General features: G+C 56.2%; 14 protein-coding genes. 4 read left to right on the top strand and 10 right to left on the bottom strand.

Annotated features, from left to right (window positions below; translation table 11 throughout):
• Positions 1-71 precede the first annotated feature (71 nt).
• The gene (locus tag LDK53_RS00845; RefSeq protein ID WP_225283290.1) at positions 72-563 is read right to left on the bottom strand and encodes a GNAT family N-acetyltransferase; all 492 of its coding nucleotides are present in this window, start codon (positions 561-563) and stop codon (positions 72-74) included.
• A gap of 107 nt (positions 564-670) precedes the next feature.
• Between LDK53_RS00845 and LDK53_RS00840 the strand changes: the two genes are divergently transcribed.
• Positions 671-1210, top strand: coding sequence for a DUF2058 domain-containing protein (locus LDK53_RS00840; RefSeq protein ID WP_025757909.1), 540 nt, complete (start codon positions 671-673; stop codon positions 1208-1210).
• A 7-nt stretch (positions 1211-1217) separates the two neighbouring features.
• Here the strand turns inward: LDK53_RS00840 and LDK53_RS00835 are convergent, their stop codons facing one another.
• Together LDK53_RS00835 and azoR are read right to left on the bottom strand one after the other, a co-directional pair.
• Positions 1218-1904 carry an RluA family pseudouridine synthase gene (locus LDK53_RS00835; protein ID WP_225283288.1) on the bottom strand — a complete coding sequence of 229 codons (687 nt, stop codon included), beginning with the start codon at positions 1902-1904 and terminating at the stop codon, positions 1218-1220.
• Between the two features lie 90 nt (positions 1905-1994).
• Positions 1995-2600, bottom strand: a complete 606-nt coding sequence (gene azoR / locus LDK53_RS00830; protein WP_025757907.1) for an FMN-dependent NADH-azoreductase — start codon at positions 2598-2600, stop codon at positions 1995-1997.
• Positions 2601-2805: 205 nt separating this feature from the next.
• Between azoR and hrpA the strand changes: the two genes are divergently transcribed.
• Positions 2806-6708: an ATP-dependent RNA helicase HrpA gene (gene hrpA, locus LDK53_RS00825; RefSeq protein WP_225283284.1), complete on the top strand. Its 3903-nt coding sequence runs from the start codon at positions 2806-2808 to the stop codon at positions 6706-6708.
• A gap of 82 nt (positions 6709-6790) precedes the next feature.
• Here hrpA and LDK53_RS00820 read toward each other — a convergent pair whose 3' ends face one another.
• From LDK53_RS00820 to LDK53_RS00805, 4 genes are all read right to left on the bottom strand, one after another.
• A complete protein-coding gene (locus tag LDK53_RS00820; protein ID WP_225283282.1) occupies positions 6791-7450 on the bottom strand; it encodes an O-methyltransferase in 660 nt (219 codons plus the stop codon).
• 101 nt (positions 7451-7551) lie between these two features.
• Positions 7552-8931 (bottom strand): efflux transporter outer membrane subunit, encoded by a 1380-nt coding sequence (locus LDK53_RS00815; protein ID WP_225283272.1) that lies wholly within the window; start codon positions 8929-8931, stop codon positions 7552-7554.
• On the bottom strand, positions 8931-10010 hold the full coding sequence (locus tag LDK53_RS00810) for an HlyD family secretion protein (protein WP_025759962.1): 1080 nt from the start codon (positions 10008-10010) through the stop codon (positions 8931-8933). Before LDK53_RS00810 ends, LDK53_RS00815 begins: the two co-directional genes overlap by 1 nt.
• A 22-nt stretch (positions 10011-10032) precedes the next feature.
• A complete protein-coding gene (locus LDK53_RS00805; RefSeq protein ID WP_032672683.1) occupies positions 10033-11685 on the bottom strand; it encodes an MFS transporter in 1653 nt (550 codons plus the stop codon).
• 222 nt (positions 11686-11907) lie between these two features.
• Between LDK53_RS00805 and LDK53_RS00800 the strand changes: the two genes are divergently transcribed.
• A complete protein-coding gene (locus LDK53_RS00800; RefSeq protein WP_225283270.1) occupies positions 11908-12702 on the top strand; it encodes a YdcF family protein in 795 nt (264 codons plus the stop codon).
• Positions 12703-12787: 85 nt separating this feature from the next.
• Here the strand turns inward: LDK53_RS00800 and LDK53_RS00795 are convergent, their stop codons facing one another.
• The 3 genes from LDK53_RS00795 to gap form a co-directional block, all read right to left on the bottom strand.
• Positions 12788-13441, bottom strand: a complete 654-nt coding sequence (locus tag LDK53_RS00795) for a DUF1120 domain-containing protein (protein ID WP_225283267.1) — start codon at positions 13439-13441, stop codon at positions 12788-12790.
• 104 nt (positions 13442-13545) lie between these two features.
• The gene (locus tag LDK53_RS00790; protein ID WP_225283265.1) at positions 13546-14208 is read right to left on the bottom strand and encodes a DUF1120 domain-containing protein; all 663 of its coding nucleotides are present in this window, start codon (positions 14206-14208) and stop codon (positions 13546-13548) included.
• A 477-nt stretch (positions 14209-14685) separates the two neighbouring features.
• Positions 14686-15687: a type I glyceraldehyde-3-phosphate dehydrogenase gene (gene gap, locus LDK53_RS00785; RefSeq protein WP_225283263.1), complete on the bottom strand. Its 1002-nt coding sequence runs from the start codon at positions 15685-15687 to the stop codon at positions 14686-14688.
• Positions 15688-15877: 190 nt separating this feature from the next.
• On the opposite strand from gap, the gene cybB reads away from it, so the two are divergent.
• On the top strand, positions 15878-16408 hold the full coding sequence (cybB, locus tag LDK53_RS00780; protein ID WP_025759957.1) for a cytochrome b561: 531 nt from the start codon (positions 15878-15880) through the stop codon (positions 16406-16408).
• Positions 16409-16418: the final 10 nt, after the last annotated feature.

Raw genomic sequence — 16418 nt, 5'->3', positions numbered from 1 at the left:
ACAGGGGAAGTGACTTAATTTCAACGCAACATGAGGGAAGTTCATGATGCTGATCACATATTCTGACCGTGTCAGGTCATCATGATTTTTTTAGCGAAACAGATGGCTTCTTGCCTGCCGATGTAGGGGCCATAGTTGTCGATCGCACGGTAGCCATTGCGCTCATAGAAGTTCACAGCACGCCTGTTCACTTTCCGGGTTTCAAGCCAGATCTCACCGTAGCCTAAACGTTGCGCAGAGGCTTCAAGGAAAGCCAGTAAAGCCTGACCAATTCCGGGTTCGCTTCTGTCTGAATACATGCGCTTTAGCTCGGCAACCTGTTCGGTAAGCGGGCGCAATGCCGCACATCCTACGGCATCACCTGTTGCATTTCTGGCGATAACCCACACAGCGCGTTCACCCTTCATTGAGTCAACGGCAAAATGACGCGTACCGCTATCCCCGGTGATCGTTGCCAGTTCTGATGACAAATTTTCAATCAAACGCAGGGATTCACAGGCATGCAGGTCAGCGGTGTTAATCGTTATCATGGGATGGTTCCATTGCGGATTGTTTACAGCCATTAAATTATCAGACAGTTAGGGTGACTTGTCCTATGTTTTACTTATGTTTCGGCACGCGCGTAATGACGCTATAATCGCCAAAATTTCCAACCGGTTTAGAAACAATCATGACAAAACTCACCTTACAAGAGCAGATGCTGAAAGCAGGCTTAGTCAGCAGCAAGAAAGCGGCGAAAGTGCAGCGCACGGCCAAGAAATCACGCGTTCAGGCGCGTGAGGCCCGGGAAGCGGTCGAAGAGAATAAGAAAGCGCAGATCGAGCGTGACAAGCTGCTGAGCGAGCAGCAGAAGCAGGCCGTGCTGGCGAAAGAGTTCAAAGCGCAGGTGAAGCAACTGATTGAGATGAACCGCATCACCGTGGCGAAAGGCAATATCACCTTTAATTTCACCGACGGCAATGTGATCAAAAAGCTTGAGGTCGACAAGCAGACGCAAACTCAGCTGATCAACGGCCGTCTTGCGATCGCCCGTCTGGTCATCAACGCCAGCGGCGACTGTGAATACGCGATTATTCCGGCGGTGGTGGCCGATAAAATTGCCCAGCGCGACGCCGACAGCATTGTGTTAAACAGCGCGCTCAGTCAGGACGAGCAGGACGAAGACGATCCGTACGCGGACTTCAAAATCCCGGACGATTTGATGTGGTAAATCACTCTCAGAACGGGGCGGGGTGACGGGCGTTAACCGGCGCACCGCTCACGGGATGAATAAAATTCAGAACGCTTGCATGCAGCATAAGCCGCGGTGCCGTTTCGGTGCCCGGCACGTTAAGCCCGCCATACAGATCGCAGCCCAGAATCGGGTGCCCCAGTTGCTGGCAGTGAATACGCAACTGATGGGTGCGCCCGGTCTCCGGGGTCAGCGTCACCCGCGTTAACGGTACGCCCGTCTCCTGATAAAAACGTTCCACCACCCGGTAACGGGAGCGTGCCGGTTTTCCGGTTGTAGCGCAGATCGACATTAACGGGAACAGCGCCGGGTCTTTGGCAATGGGCGCGTCTATGACTCCCTCATCGTTTTCCAGATGTCCGCAAAGCAGGGCGCTGTAACCTTTCTCCACGCTGCGCTGGCTAAACTGCTGGCAGAGCGCAGCGTTAATGGCCTTATTGCGCGCAACCACCATCAGCCCGGACGTGCCAAAATCCAGACGATGCACCAGCGTGCAGTCGGGGAAGGTTTGAACCAGACGATAGTGCACAGAATCGCGGTTTTGCGGATTTTTGCCCGAGAGACTCAGCAGACCGGAAGGCTTATTGATCAGCAGCAGATGTTCATCCTGCCAGAGGATCGCAATGTCGTCGTGACACGGTGGGGCAATAAAAGAATCAATAATCGCAGACATCAGGCCGCCGGGCTGGAGAGTGGGAGCGGATGATAACGAAATGCGGGGAAAAAGAAAAACCCTCCCACCGGGCGGTGAGAGGGGGAAATCTTAGGCGGCAACCAGGCTGTCGATTGCGGCTTTCGCGTCGGTCTGCGCTTTGGTCGCCACTTCAGGACCGTAAGCGATACCTTCAGCGAACACGAAGTTCACGTCAGTGATGCCGATGAAGCCCAGGAACAGGCTCATGTACGGCGCTACCAGGTCGGTTGGAGTATCTTTGTGAATACCACCACGGCTGGTCAGCACGATAGCGCGTTTACCTTTCACCAGACCTTCCGGGCCATTCTCGGTGTAACGGAAGGTTACGCCAGCGCGGGCCACCAGGTCGAAGTAGTTCTTCAGCTGGGTCGGGATGTTGAAGTTGTACATTGGGGCGTTGATCACGATTACGTCGTGCGCCTGCAGCTCAGCAATCAGCTCGTCGGACAGGGCCAGGGCTTCCTGCTGACGCGGGCTCAGCGGTGCGTCGCTTGGGCGCAGTGCGCCAACCAGCTCGCCATCCAGCACAGGAATCGGGTTTGCAGCCAGGTCACGCACGGTGATTTCGTCAGCGGAATGCTGTTCACGCCACTGTTCAACGAAGTAATCAGACAGCTGACCAGACTGAGAGTACCCTGCCAGAATACTGGATTTCAAAACTAATACTTTGCTCATGGGTGATTCCTGTTGTTGCATTTGATTGAAGGGGGTTGCCCCGTTGCTTGTTGACACTCTATTCACAATCCTGCCACAGAGATAGCGCAATATATCGAAGCCTATGTTCGAATTTTTTGAATAAGGCGCGAAAGGCGTCAATGTGGTACTCTATAGCAATCATTAAAAAGAGAGTTTATCAGGGCGTGTACTGCCCTTTAACGCTATGACAGAACAACAAAAATTCACCTTCCCGATGCTCCTGCAACAGCTCGATTCTCTGACGCGGCGCGATAAACAGCGCTTCGCCCGCCGTCTGCACGGCGTGAAGAAGGTTAAAAATCCTGATGCACAACAGGCCATTTACCAGGAGATGGCGAAAGAGATTGAACAGGCGGCAGGGAAAGTTGTGCTGCGCGAAGCCGCGCGTCCGGCGATTACCTACCCGGAAAACCTGCCCGTCAGCCAGAAGAAGCAGGACATTCTTGAGGCCGTGCGCGACCACCAGGTGGTGATTGTCGCAGGCGAAACCGGTTCGGGAAAAACCACCCAGCTGCCGAAAATCTGTATGGAGCTGGGGCGCGGGATAAAAGGTCTGATTGGCCACACCCAGCCGCGTCGTCTGGCGGCGCGTACCGTCGCGAACCGTATTGCCGAAGAGCTGCAGACGGAGCCGGGCGGCTGCATCGGTTATAAGGTGCGCTTCAGCGATCATGTCAGCGATAACACCATGGTCAAGCTGATGACCGATGGTATTCTGCTGGCGGAAATTCAGCAGGATCGCCTGCTGATGCAGTACGACACCATCATCATCGATGAAGCGCACGAGCGCAGCCTGAACATCGACTTCCTGCTCGGTTACCTGAAAGAGCTGCTGCCGCGTCGCCCGGACCTGAAAGTTATCATCACTTCCGCGACCATTGACCCGGAACGCTTCTCGAAGCACTTCAACAATGCACCGATTATCGAAGTATCAGGACGCACGTATCCCGTGGAAGTGCGCTATCGCCCGATTGTTGAAGAGGCGGATGATACCGAGCGCGACCAGCTGCAGGCTATTTTTGACGCCGTTGACGAGCTGGGCAACGAAAGCGCGGGCGACATCTTGATCTTCATGAGCGGCGAGCGTGAAATCCGCGATACCGCCGACGCCCTCAGCAAGCGCGACCTGCGCCACACCGAGATCCTGCCGCTATACGCGCGTCTGTCGAACAGCGAGCAGAATCGCGTATTCCAGCCGCACAGCGGACGCCGCATCGTCCTGGCAACCAACGTGGCGGAAACCTCGCTCACCGTGCCGGGGATTAAATACGTTATCGATCCGGGGACGGCGCGCATCAGCCGCTACAGCTACCGCACCAAAGTCCAGCGCCTGCCGATTGAGCCCGTCTCCCAGGCGTCCGCCAATCAGCGTAAAGGCCGCTGCGGGCGCGTGTCGGAAGGGATTTGTATTCGCCTCTATTCCGAAGACGATTTCCTGTCGCGCCCGGAGTTTACCGATCCGGAAATTCTGCGCACCAACCTGGCGTCCGTTATCCTGCAGATGACCGCCCTGGGGCTGGGCGACATCGCGGCGTTTCCGTTCGTCGAAGCGCCGGACAAACGCAACATTCAGGACGGCGTACGTCTGCTGGAAGAGCTCGGGGCCATTACCACCGACGAGCAGGCGACGGTCTACAAGCTGACGCCGCTGGGCCGCCAGCTCAGCCAGCTGCCGGTCGACCCGCGCCTGGCGCGTATGGTGCTGGAAGCGCAGAAACACGGCTGCGTGCGCGAGGCGATGATCATCACCTCGGCGCTCTCTATTCAGGATCCGCGCGAGCGTCCGATGGACAAACAGCAGGCCTCTGACGAAAAACACCGCCGCTTCCACGATAAAGAGTCCGATTTCCTCGCCTTCGTGAACCTGTGGAACTACCTCGGCGAGCAGCAGAAAGCGCTCTCCTCGAACCAGTTCCGTCGCCAGTGTCGCGTGGATTTCCTCAACTATCTGCGCGTGCGCGAGTGGCAGGATATCTACACCCAGCTTCGCCAGGTTGTGAAAGAACTGGGGATCCCGGTCAACAGCGAACCGGCGGCGTACCGCGAAATCCATATCGCGCTGCTGACCGGCCTGCTGTCCCACATTGGGATGAAGGACGCCGAGAAGCAGGAGTATACCGGCGCGCGTAACGCCCGTTTCGCCATCTTCCCCGGTTCCGGTTTGTTCAAAAAGCCGCCGAAGTGGACCATGGTCGCGGAGCTGGTGGAGACCAGCCGCCTGTGGGGACGCATTGCCGCGCGTATCGATCCAGAATGGGTTGAGCCGGTGGCGCAGCACCTGCTGAAGCGTTCGTACAGTGAACCGCACTGGGAGCGCGCGCAGGGGGCGGTGATGGCGACCGAGAAAGTGACCGTTTACGGTCTGCCGGTGGTGGCCGCGCGTAAGGTCAACTACAGCCAGATCGATCCGGCGCTGTGCCGCGAGCTGTTTATCCGCCATGCGCTGGTGGAGGGCGACTGGCAGACGCGTCACGCGTTCTTCCGTGAAAACCTCAAACTGCGCGCCGAAGTGGAAGAGCTGGAGCATAAATCCCGCCGCCGCGATATTCTGGTGGATGATGAAGCGCTGTTCGAGTTTTACGACCAGCGCATCAGCCACGACGTCATCTCCGCCCGCCACTTCGACAGCTGGTGGAAGAAGGCCAGCAAAGAGACGCCGGACCTGCTCAACTTCGAAAAGAGCATGCTGATTAAAGAGGGGGCGGAGTCGGTCAGCAAACTCGACTACCCGAACTTCTGGCACCAGGGCAACCTCAAGCTGCGTCTTACCTATCAGTTTGAGCCGGGGGCAGACGCGGACGGTGTGACCGTCCACATTCCGCTGCCGCTGTTAAACCAGGTGGATGAGAGCGGGTTTGAATGGCAGATCCCTGGCCTGCGTCGCGAGCTGGTGATTGCGCTGATCAAATCCCTGCCAAAACCGGTGCGTCGCAATTTTGTGCCTGCGCCAAACTATGCGGAAGCGTTTTTAGGCCGCGTTACGCCGCTGGAGCTGCCGCTGCTGGATGCGCTGGAGCGCGAGTTCCGCCGCATGACCGGGACCACCATTGACCGCGACGACTGGAACTGGGATCAGGTGCCCGATCACCTGAAAATCAGCTTCCGCGTGGTGGACGACAAAAACAAAAAGCTGCTGGAAGGGCGTTCGCTCGGCGAGCTGAAAGAGGCGCTGAAAGGCAAAGTCCAGGAGACGCTCTCTGCGGTGGCGGATGACGGCATTGAGCAGAGTGGGCTGCATATCTGGAGCTTTGGACAGCTTCCGGAAAGCTACGAGCAGAAGCGCGGTAACTACAAGGTGAAAGCCTGGCCGGCGCTGGTGGACGAGCGCGACAGCGTGGCGATCAAGCTGTTTGATAACCCGCAGGAACAGCAGCAGATGATGTGGCGCGGGCTGCGTCGCCTGCTGCTGCTGAACATCCCGTCGCCGATCAAGTATCTGCACGAGAAGCTGCCGAACAAAGCCAAGCTGGGGCTGTACTTTAACCCGTACGGTAAAGTGCTGGATCTGATTGACGACTGCATTTCCTGCGGTGTGGACAAACTTATCCACGAGGCGGGAGGCCCGGTCTGGACGGAAGAGGGCTTTGCCCAGCTTCATGAAAAGGTGCGTGCGGAGCTGAACGACACCGTGGTGGACATCGCGAAGCAGGTGGAGCAGATCCTCACCACCGTGTTCAATATCAACAAGCGCCTGAAAGGGCGCGTGGATATGACCATGGCGCTGGGGCTGTCGGACGTGAAGGCGCAGATGGCGGGGCTGGTGTATCGCGGGTTTGTTACCGGCAACGGCTTCAACCGTCTCGGCGATACGCTGCGTTATCTGCAGGCGATTGAAAAACGTCTGGAGAAAATGGCCATCGACCCGCATCGCGACCGCGCCCAAATGCTGAAAGTGGAGAGCGTCCAGCAGGCGTGGCAGCAGTGGCTGAACAAGCTGCCGCCTGCGCGCCGCGACGATGAAGACGTTCAGGGGATCCGCTGGATGATTGAGGAGCTGCGCGTCAGCTTCTTTGCCCAGCAGCTCGGTACGCCGTATCCGATTTCGGATAAACGTATTCTGCAGGCGATGGAGCAGATTTCCGCTTAAAACCCTTGCCCGGTGGCGCTGCACTTACCGGGCCTACGGGAGAACAGGTAGGCCGGGTAAGGCGTAGCCGCCATCCGGCTGGTTATCGTTCTACAATCGCCAGCGTAAACCCATCCCACCCCTTAACTCCCACCGTTTGCAGCGCGGTGGCGGTTAAGCGCGGGTTATCCCCAGTCATCTCGATAAACCGACGCACGCCCTGCACCCGCGCGTCGTCGCTTTGCCCGTTAATCACTTCGCCCTCGCGCACCACGTTATCGCCGATGATCAACGTACCCGGACGGGAGTAGTGCAGCGCCCATTCCAGATAGCCCGGATTGTTTGGCTTATCGGCATCAATAAAGATCAGATCGAACGGCGGAATGTCACCGAACTTTTCAAGAGAGTTCAGGGCCGGGCCTTCAATCAGTTCAATGCGTTCGTTCAGCCCCGCGAGGACGATATTCTGGCGCGCAACGTCGGCATGCGTAGGATCGGCCTCAAGTGTAATCAGCTTTCCGTCCGGCGGCAGCGCGCGTGCCATCCAGATGGAGCTGTAGGCACCCAGCGTCCCGATCTCCAGAACACGCCGCGCCTGCGTCATGCGCACGAACAGCGCCAGCAGTTGACCCTGATTGGCCGCTACATCATGTTCGGGGAGTCCGGCGCGTTTGTTATTTTCCAGGACCTGATTAAGGATGTCATCTTCAGGAATAAGCGACGAAATCATGAAATTATCGACTGCAGACCACTGTTGTTGCATACATTGACTCCTTGCGGGTAATCGCCGGGTGGCCGCTGCGCCTTACCCGGCCTACGGGACGAAATCCAGGCCCGGTAAGCGCAGCGCCACCGGGCAGGTTTTCAGGCACTGACCCAGCCGCCGCCCAGCGCTCTGTACAAATCAATCTGCGCCAGCAGCAGGTTATTTTTCACCTGCACGACGCTGGTCTGGACCGAGAACAGCGTGCGCTGCGCATCCAGCACGTCGAGATAGGATGAATAGCCGTTGCGATAGCGGTTCTGCGCGATGCGCAGGGTCTCCCGGGCGACATCCTGCTGGGCAAGCAGCTCCGTCAGCTGTTCCTGATAGCGCGTAATGGCATCAAGGCTGTTGTTCACTTCGGCAAACGCGTTTCGCACGGTTTTCTCATAGGTGTACAGCGCCTGGTTACGCTGGGACTGAGAAATATCCACCTGCGCATTCAGCGCCTGGCGGTTCAGGAGCGGGGCGAGAATACTTCCCCCTGCGCTCCAGAGCTGCAGCGGGTTATCCAGCAGGCCGGAAAGCGTGCGATCCTGTATCGATCCGCTTGCGGTGAGATTGATCGACGGCAGCAGGCTGGCACGCGACGCGGCAAGCGAGGCATCCGCTGCCACCAGCTGTCGTTCGGCCTGGACGATATCCGGGCGGCGGTTCAGAAGCGCAGAAGGCAGCTGTGACGGCAATTTCAGCGGCGTCAGCGCCGCAAAGCTTTCACTGCGCGCCACGTCGCCCGGGTTGCTCCCCAGCAGCAGGCTCAGGGTATTCTCCTGCTGTGCAATCTGATGCTGAAGCACCGGAATCTGCGCCCGGGTTGAACGGAGTTCGGAATCCGATTGCATCAGCTCCAGGCGCGAGCTGTAGCCCGTTTCAAACTGACGCTTCGCGAGGTTAAATGCCTCTTCGCGCGATTTCAGCGTGGACTCGGTTACCCGCAGCTGTTCGTCAAGGGCGAGCAGGGTGACATACCCGGATGCCACGGATGAGGCCACGGTTAAATCCGCGGCGGCAGCGGCGGCTTTTTGCGCCGCCAGCGAGGCTTCGGCAGCACGAGACGTGCTGCGGTTGACGCCCCAGATATCCACGTCATAGCTCGCCGTCAGGCTCCCTCTGTACAGCGTGCCGTAAACCGGCAGCCCGGTCGCGGCGGACTGCGAACGGGCGCGCGTCCCGGTTATGCCCGCATCGAGTGAGGGAAACAGGCTGCCGTCGGCAGCATAGACCCGCGCCTGATACTCGTTTATCCGTTCGCGGGCGATCAGGACATCGCTGTTATGCCCAAGCGCCTGGTCCACGTAGCGGTTCAGGTGGTTATCATGAAAATTGCGCCACCAGAGCTGCTCCGTCGGGCTGGCAGGGCCGGAGACAGTGCGCCACTGGGTGGGGATGTGCAGCGTCGGCTGAGCCGGTTTGACATCCACGGACTGGCATCCGGCCAGCATGACTGCCACCACCAGTGCGGCTATCGGGCGAAGGATCATTACTTCGCCTCCCGCGTATCAATGGTCACCTGTACCGACATGCCTGGACGCAGCAGCGCGGAATCTTCTGGCTTACCGAGCACCTCAATGCGTACCGGAATACGCTGGGCAATTTTGACAAAGTTCCCGGTGGCGTTATCCGGCGTGATGGCGCTGAATTCTACGCCGGTTGCCGGAGAGATACTCTCCACGCGGCCCTGATAGGCTTTGTTATTGAGGGCATCGACGGTGAATTTCACCGGCTGGCCGACGCGCAGCTCCGCGAGCTGGGTCTCTTTAATATTGGCGATAACCCAGTGCTGCGGCGGCACCAGGGTGGTGAGGTGGGTCCCGGCGGTCACATATGCCCCGAGACGCACGGCGATCTGACCGAGCTGGCCGTCGCGCGGGGCCACAATACGCGTGTTTTGCAGATCGATCTGCGCCAGCTCAAGCGCCGCTTTCGCGTTTTCAACATCCGCTTCCAGCGCACCGCGGTTTACTATCACCGTCTGCAGATCCTGACGCGACATCTCAAGCGCGGCTTTCGCCTGGTCGATATCCGCGCTGCCCTGGGCGGCGCTGGCCAACGCCGCGTCGCGTTCACGAATGGAAAGCGAACCGTCAGCCGTCAGCTCTTTCACCCGCTTTAAATCCGCCTGGGTTTTCAGGCTCTGGGCGCGGGCATTTTTCAGCGCGGCGTCATTTTTGGCGATGACGGCCTCAGCGCTTTTACGCTGCTGCAGATTGTTATTCAGGGCGGCAATTTTCATCGCCAGCTGGGCCTCGGCCTGATGCACCCGCTGACGATAAATACGGTCATCAATCTGCAGCAGCAGGTCGCCTTTTTTGACCTGTACAAAGTCCTGAACGTGCACCTCAGTGATATAACCGTTCACCTGCGGGCTGATAAACGTCGTCTGGCCGCGCACGTAAGCGTTGTCGGTAAACTGGGCATGGCGGGTGAATGGCGGAAGCTGCCACGCGTAAAGGATCACCAGCACGCCGACGATACCGATGGCGGCGGCAGTGAAAACGGAAACAATGCGCACATTTTTGCGGGTGTTGGCCTGCTCTTTGGCGGCATCCTGCTGACTCATAAACTCTCCAGAAATATTTCAATTATTTGTTGCCGGTGGCGTTCTTGAGCGCCATACGGGCAGTGATGCGCAGGCGCAGCAAGCGCCATAAAATCCAGACCAGCGTGGCGGCAGCGATACTCGCCGTCAGAAGATAAGTATCGTTATAAGCCAGAATATTCGCCTCCAGGCTGGTGACCGTTTGCAGCTGCGTAATCGCCTGGGTGCCCAGCAGCGCGCTGTCGCCAATCAGGCTTTTGTACATCTGGGTATAAAGCTGGATCCGCTCGTTAACCAGCGGGTTGAGCGTGGTGAGCTGGTCCGCCAGCAGGCTGGAGTGGTACTTCTCGCGCCAGGTCTGGAAGGTACCGAGAATAGCGGAGCCCAGCAGGCCGCCGAGGTTCTGGCTCATGCCAAACATGACCGAGAAGCTGACCAGGTTGCGCGGGTCGGCGATCACACCGCCGATCGCGGCCAGCATTGCCGGAGCCAGGAAGAAAGCGCTGCCAAAGCCCAGCAGGAACTGGCTCAGCATCAGCTGATCCGGTCGGGTCAGGTTGTTAGACTGGCTGTCCAGCAGCGAGGCAACAATCATCAGCGCCAGCGAGGTGATTATCGGCCACGCCAGTTTCGTCGGCTTGATGGTGAGACAGCTGGTGACGATCCCGCAGACGATACCGGCGAAAATGGACCACGCCAGATGCGTCATCTGCTCGTTCTGTAAACCCACGTACTGCAGCCAGCCGATGACGCCGGTATTTTGCTCGGCCAGCACGATACGGATCAGCAGCATGATCAGCCCCAGACGAACGATGCTGCCGCTCGACAGCCAGCGAGTGTTCAGCAGCGGGTTGCTGCGGTTATGTTCAAAGACGATGGCCGCCACAATGAGCACCAGCGATAGCGCCAGCGACCAGCCGATCCACGGCGCCTCGAACCACCAGTCAAGACGGCCTAAAGAGAGCACGGCGCAGAGCAGGGCCATCCCGGGGGCCATTAAAAAGAAGGTGATAAAGTCTTTCTTCTCAAAAACCTTTCGTCGGTCACCCGGAGGCAGTTTTAAGGCTATCACGCAGGCGAGGGAGATCAGCGCCAGCCCCAGCTCGAAGAAATAGAGCCCGCGCCACTCGTCCAGCTGCAGCAGCTCGGTCGAAAACAGGCGGGCGAGAGGGATGGCGAGTGACGATCCGGTGATGCCGATGGTCAGCGCTTTCAGGCGATGTTTCGCCGGCCAGGCCTGGATCTGGTAGTAAATCCCCAGCGAGCTGAGCGCGGCGGCCACCATGCCGTGCGCGGCGCGGACCATCAGCGCTGAACTGAGATCGTTAACAAAGAGGTGGAAAAAGGTCACCAGCACATACAGCACCAGAAAGCCTTCCGTAAAGGCGCGCAAACCGTACTGCTGGCGGAACTTCACCAGCAGCAGGTTAATGGAAATGTTGGTCATCACATAGACCGCCGGTAACCAGGCGATTTCCGTAGACCAGGCGCCGAATGTACCCTGCAGATTTTGCAGGTTGGCGGTGACCACCGCATTGCCCAGGGCACCCGTCAGGCAGACCAGCAGGCCAACGACGCCGTAGGCAATCCTTTTGGGCGTGCTGTGGTTCGGCGTGGAGGGTGACCCCAGCAGCGCCGGTTTCTCGTGTGGCTGCCACTCGCGAGGAGCATAAGGGTCGCGTTCGGGCAGGCGCATAACGTTGTTTACCTTTGAAAAAATTGAAAAATTAACGGGCTCGCGATTCTACGTCTGCCTTAAATCATAATTCAAGTGAATATGATTTACGCATGTTAATCAAATGTTGAAGAGGACGTTTAAGGAAAAAGAGCGGCCTGACCAGACGAACTTTAGCCATGAAAGCCTGTTTTGCGGCGCTAAGTGCGGTACGCTAACCGCAGATGCTGTAAGGAGATGACGATGATACCGACTTTTTTCCCCTGCGTGCCCGCTGGCACGCTAAGTGCCATTAACACAGTAGGACACTGGCTGGCACAGGATGATCTGCTGCCGGGGCAGCCCGTTGATTTGGTCATTCTGGCGGGTAATGCTGTCATTCCTGCCATTGATGCCGCCTGTCGCCTGGCGGCCGAGCAGGGTGTACCCTTGATGATTAGCGGGGGAATAGGACATTCCACCTCCTTCCTCTATGCCGCAGTTGCCAGACACCCGCGCTATCACATCGTCCCTACGGCAGGCCGTGCAGAGGCGGCCATTCTGGCCGATATCGCCCGTCAGTTCTGGCATATTCCGGCGGAGCGAATTTATGTTGAGGATCAGTCAACCAACTGCGGTGAGAACGCACGGTTTAGCCGGGCGTTAATGAAACATCTTCATCTTGCTCCTGAACGCGTGCTGGTGGTGCAGGACCCCACCATGCAGCGGCGCACAATGGCAACGTTTGCCCGCGTATGCCGGGATGAACCCGCCGCACCAGAATGGGTAAGCCATCCCGGATTGACGCCTGTGTTACGTAACAGCAACGATGGACTGCTCTTCAGCGGGACAGGGGAAGGGCTGTGGCCGGTTGAACGCTATCTGTCGCTGGCGCTGGGTGAACTGCCGCGTCTGCGCGACGATGTTAACGGTTACGGACCGGCCGGGCGTGATTTTATTGCCCACGTGACGATACCCGCACAGGTGGAAGCCGCATGGCAAATCTTACGTAACGATGCGATTCTGACAGAGGCGCTCGTGAGCCGTTCTTTGCTGTAATGGCCTGTATGCAGGCATAAAAATAACGGGTACGTATGATGCCGTACCCGTTATCGTTATAGACAAGTCGAGTATTTAATCGCGATCAGAGGTAAACCAGGGTAAAGGTTGTCTGACCATCCAGTTTCGTATCATCCGTTATCGCCAGCGTCGTGGTGTCCTCAATGACCAGATTCGCCTTCATATCAAATGTTGCCGCCTTAAAGGCCAGTGGCTGAAGGGTGCCTGTTGCGGCAGCGGTGATATTACTGACGCCATCACTACGCATCTCAACGCCTTTTGCCCAACTGGTCAGATCGTTATTACTGATAATTGCGTCAGCAGACGCACCATCAACGGTCACGCCAGTGATCCATAGACCGTAGTCGCCAATTTTCACACCGCCATCTGTCAGACCCACGCCATACTGATAATAAGCATCCGTTTTAGCGCTACCGTTCACCGTGGGGGCAAGGCCGGCGTTGCTGGCGCTTTTGTCGTCCTGGGTGGTAAAGGCGACTCTCGTATCCACCGGACATGTAATGGTCAGCGAAATAGTCTTATCGCCCAGGTTATTATCCTCTGTCGCGGAGAGATCACGAAGATTAATGGCGCCATAATCGATGATCCCGCCGTTACTCAACTCGGGTGTACACGATGCATTTGTTAACGTACCCGTGACCTTCAGGACGGCCGTGGGTTCTGCGTATACGGATGTGCAGGAGAGGGCTACAAGGGTAGCCAGAAGAATTTTTTTCATTGTTGATCCTTAACTAAATTATAGGTTTTACATTCATCATTACAATTTCCATGATTGTAATGTCGCAATTAAACAATTGATCTATTTTGGTGTTTTGTTTCTGCTTACAGATATACCAGCGTCATCGTGGCCTGACCGTCAAGTGCGGTATCGTCGGTAATCGCCAGGGATGTCGTATCGCGAATCACCAGTCTGGTCAAAAAGTCAAAGTTAGCTTGCGTAATGGCAACCGGTGTGGTGGTCCCAGCCGCTGCGAAAGACATGGTATTAAAATCATCGGAACGCGGAACAGAGGAAGTTGACTTCCATAAATCGGCATTCCAGTCATCATTTCTGACAATAATACTGACGGTTTTGCCATCTGCAACAGCGTTGCTCAGTAATAAACCATAGCTACCAATTTTTACCCCTTTGGATGTGCTACCAACGCCATAGGTGTAATACGTTGCGCTCATTGAATACTCATTAATTTGCACCGGAATCCCAGCATTGCTCTCGCTGCGGTTATCGAGCATGCGGAGGCCCACTTTAGTGGGAGCCGTACAGGTAATGGTGACCGGGAGCGATCTCTGCGCAAATTTGTTGTTTTCGGTGGTAGATAATTCTCCGAGACTAAGTGTGCCGTAATCGAATACCCCGCCGTTCCCCAGCAGTGCATCACAGGTGGAGCTGGTTAATGTTCCCTCCACCTTCATCACGGTGGTTTCTGCTGCGAGAGCAGAGGTGGTGCAAAGTGCGATGGCCGTAGCCAGAATGATTTTTTTCATCCTTGATCCTTCCTTGTGTTGATGTCATTCAGGTATGCAGTGAAGAAACCGCCAGAGGGCTTCCTTACAAATCAACAAAGAACAATATGGATTAATTTATATTTTGTATATTTATTAAAATTAAAATCATTTTTAAGAAAAAAACCTACAACAGATGATATTCGGAGCGCACGCCCCTGATACACCAATTGCCGCTCGCGTTTTTATTACTCAGAGTGACTTTTTTCATTGTTGTTCTTTCACAAAGTCAATGTGGTGTTTTTCTTTTCGACATGATTGCCTGTCCTGTAGTTATATTATTCGACCGATGTATCGAGTTAAAGTAACTATATTTAAAAGTTGATTTAAGAAGTTTTAATGATGATTTCAACTTAATTCAAAGGGAGGGTGAATGTTTTTACCCTCAAAGTGAGGGGGTAAATAAAATGTGCTTTGCTGTTTATTTACGACGGATGGACGCGCCATCCGTCATGGTGATTACAATTTGGCGAATTTATCCAGCGTACGCACCAGCTGCGTGACAAAGCCATACTCGTTGTCATACCAGGCAACCGCTTTCACCAGCTGCAGATCGCCAGCCTCACTGACTTCCGTCTGCGTGGCGTCAAATACCGAGCCATAATGCGAGCCGATGACATCTGACGACACAATCTCTTCATCGGTATAGCCAAAGGATTTGTTGCCCTGGGTCGCTTTTTTCAGCGCGGCGTTGATCTCCTCAACCGTCACTTTTTTCCCCAGAACAGCGACCAGCTCGGTTACCGAACCGGTTTTCACCGGCACGCGCTGGGCGTGGCCTTTGAGTTTACCGCTCAGGGCCGGGATCACCAGACCAATGGCTTTTGCGGCCCCGGTGGTGTGCGGAATGATGTTCTCTGCCGCCGCGCGCGAGGCGCGCAGATCTTTCCCGCGTGGACCATCCACCAGCGCCTGCGTACCGGTATAGGCGTGAATGGTGGTCATGGTACCGACTTTAATTTCAAAGGCGTCGTGCAGGGCTTTTGCCAGCGGGGCGAGGCAGTTGGTGGTGCAGGAGGCGACGGAGATGATGGTGTCACTGGCGTCGAGGGTATCGTCGTTCACGTTATAGACGATGGTTTTCATCTCACCCGCAGGGGCGGAGATCAGCACCTTTTGGGCACCTGCATCCAGATGCGCCCGGGATTTCTCTTCAGAGGTATAAAAACCGGTGCATTCCACGACAATATCCACTCCGGCGGCTTTCCACGGAATATGCCTGGCCTCTTTTTCGGCGTACACCGCGATCGTTTTGCCATCCACAATCAGCGCGTCTTCGGTGAAATCCACGCTCCACGGGAAACCGCCGTAGTTAGAGTCATGCCTGAGCAGATAGGCCAGCACTTTGGGCGAGGTAAGATCGTTGATGGCGACGACAGTGTTGCTGTCCTGGGTTTCAAGCAGGCGACGCAGGACAAGACGTCCGATGCGCCCGAATCCGTTAATGCCAATTTTACTCATGGTGTTCTCCTGTAAACGTGTCGGTGCGACAGTTTGAACTCATCCAGGCTTAGACCATGACGGGCAGGGCGGCAATTGAAGATGCTTCATGCGCGGGGAAGTATTTGAAAAACCATACAGTAAAGTTAATGAATTTTTAAGGAAAGGAGATTATGTTGGCGCGGTGACTGTTTTTTTTCAGGAAATCCCCATGCGTACTAAATATACAAGCCTGCAGATTGCGATTCACTGGCTGGTGTTTCTGTTAATCATCGTCGCCTACTGCGCGATGGAGTTTAAAGGCTTCTTCCCACGAACCGCACGCCCGACGATCAATATGATCCACGTGTCATGCGGTATCAGTATCCTGGTGCTGATGGTGGCACGTCTGCTGGTGCGTCTGAAATTCCGCGCGCCACCGATTCAACCGAAGCCAAAAGCGATGGTGACAGGCCTGTCCCATCTGGGGCATCTGGTGGTGTATCTGCTGTTTATTGCGCTGCCGCTGATTGGCATTGTGATGATGTACAACCGGGGGAGCGACTGGTTTGCTTTTGGCATGACGATGCCGCATGCGGCGGAGTCCAATTTTGACCTGGTGGATACGCTGAAAGAGTGGCACGAGACGCTGGCAAATCTGGGCTATTTTGTGATTGGCCTGCATGCCGCCGCAGCGCTGATGCACCACTATTTCTGGAAGGACAATACGCTTCTTCGCATGATGCCGAAAAAGCGTCAGTAGTCTTTAACGC

The organism is Enterobacter sp. K16B, assembly GCF_020216105.1.
Lineage (GTDB): Bacteria > Pseudomonadota > Gammaproteobacteria > Enterobacterales > Enterobacteriaceae > Enterobacter > Enterobacter sichuanensis.
This window is presented reverse-complemented; position numbering and strand designations above follow the sequence as displayed.

Coding starts and splice junctions, on each gene's coding strand:
- LDK53_RS00845 (WP_225283290.1), bottom strand. CDS start 563: ATGGCTGTAAACAATCCGCAATGGAACCATCCCATGATAACGATTAAC.
- LDK53_RS00840 (WP_025757909.1), top strand. CDS start 671: ATGACAAAACTCACCTTACAAGAGCAGATGCTGAAAGCAGGCTTAGTC.
- LDK53_RS00835 (WP_225283288.1), bottom strand. CDS start 1,904: ATGTCTGCGATTATTGATTCTTTTATTGCCCCACCGTGTCACGACGAC.
- azoR (WP_025757907.1), bottom strand. CDS start 2,600: ATGAGCAAAGTATTAGTTTTGAAATCCAGTATTCTGGCAGGGTACTCT.
- hrpA (WP_225283284.1), top strand. CDS start 2,806: ATGACAGAACAACAAAAATTCACCTTCCCGATGCTCCTGCAACAGCTC.
- LDK53_RS00820 (WP_225283282.1), bottom strand. CDS start 7,450: ATGCAACAACAGTGGTCTGCAGTCGATAATTTCATGATTTCGTCGCTT.
- LDK53_RS00815 (WP_225283272.1), bottom strand. CDS start 8,931: ATGATCCTTCGCCCGATAGCCGCACTGGTGGTGGCAGTCATGCTGGCC.
- LDK53_RS00810 (WP_025759962.1), bottom strand. CDS start 10,010: ATGAGTCAGCAGGATGCCGCCAAAGAGCAGGCCAACACCCGCAAAAAT.
- LDK53_RS00805 (WP_032672683.1), bottom strand. CDS start 11,685: ATGCGCCTGCCCGAACGCGACCCTTATGCTCCTCGCGAGTGGCAGCCA.
- LDK53_RS00800 (WP_225283270.1), top strand. CDS start 11,908: ATGATACCGACTTTTTTCCCCTGCGTGCCCGCTGGCACGCTAAGTGCC.
- LDK53_RS00795 (WP_225283267.1), bottom strand. CDS start 13,441: ATGAAAAAAATTCTTCTGGCTACCCTTGTAGCCCTCTCCTGCACATCC.
- LDK53_RS00790 (WP_225283265.1), bottom strand. CDS start 14,208: ATGAAAAAAATCATTCTGGCTACGGCCATCGCACTTTGCACCACCTCT.
- gap (WP_225283263.1), bottom strand. CDS start 15,687: ATGAGTAAAATTGGCATTAACGGATTCGGGCGCATCGGACGTCTTGTC.
- cybB (WP_025759957.1), top strand. CDS start 15,878: ATGCGTACTAAATATACAAGCCTGCAGATTGCGATTCACTGGCTGGTG.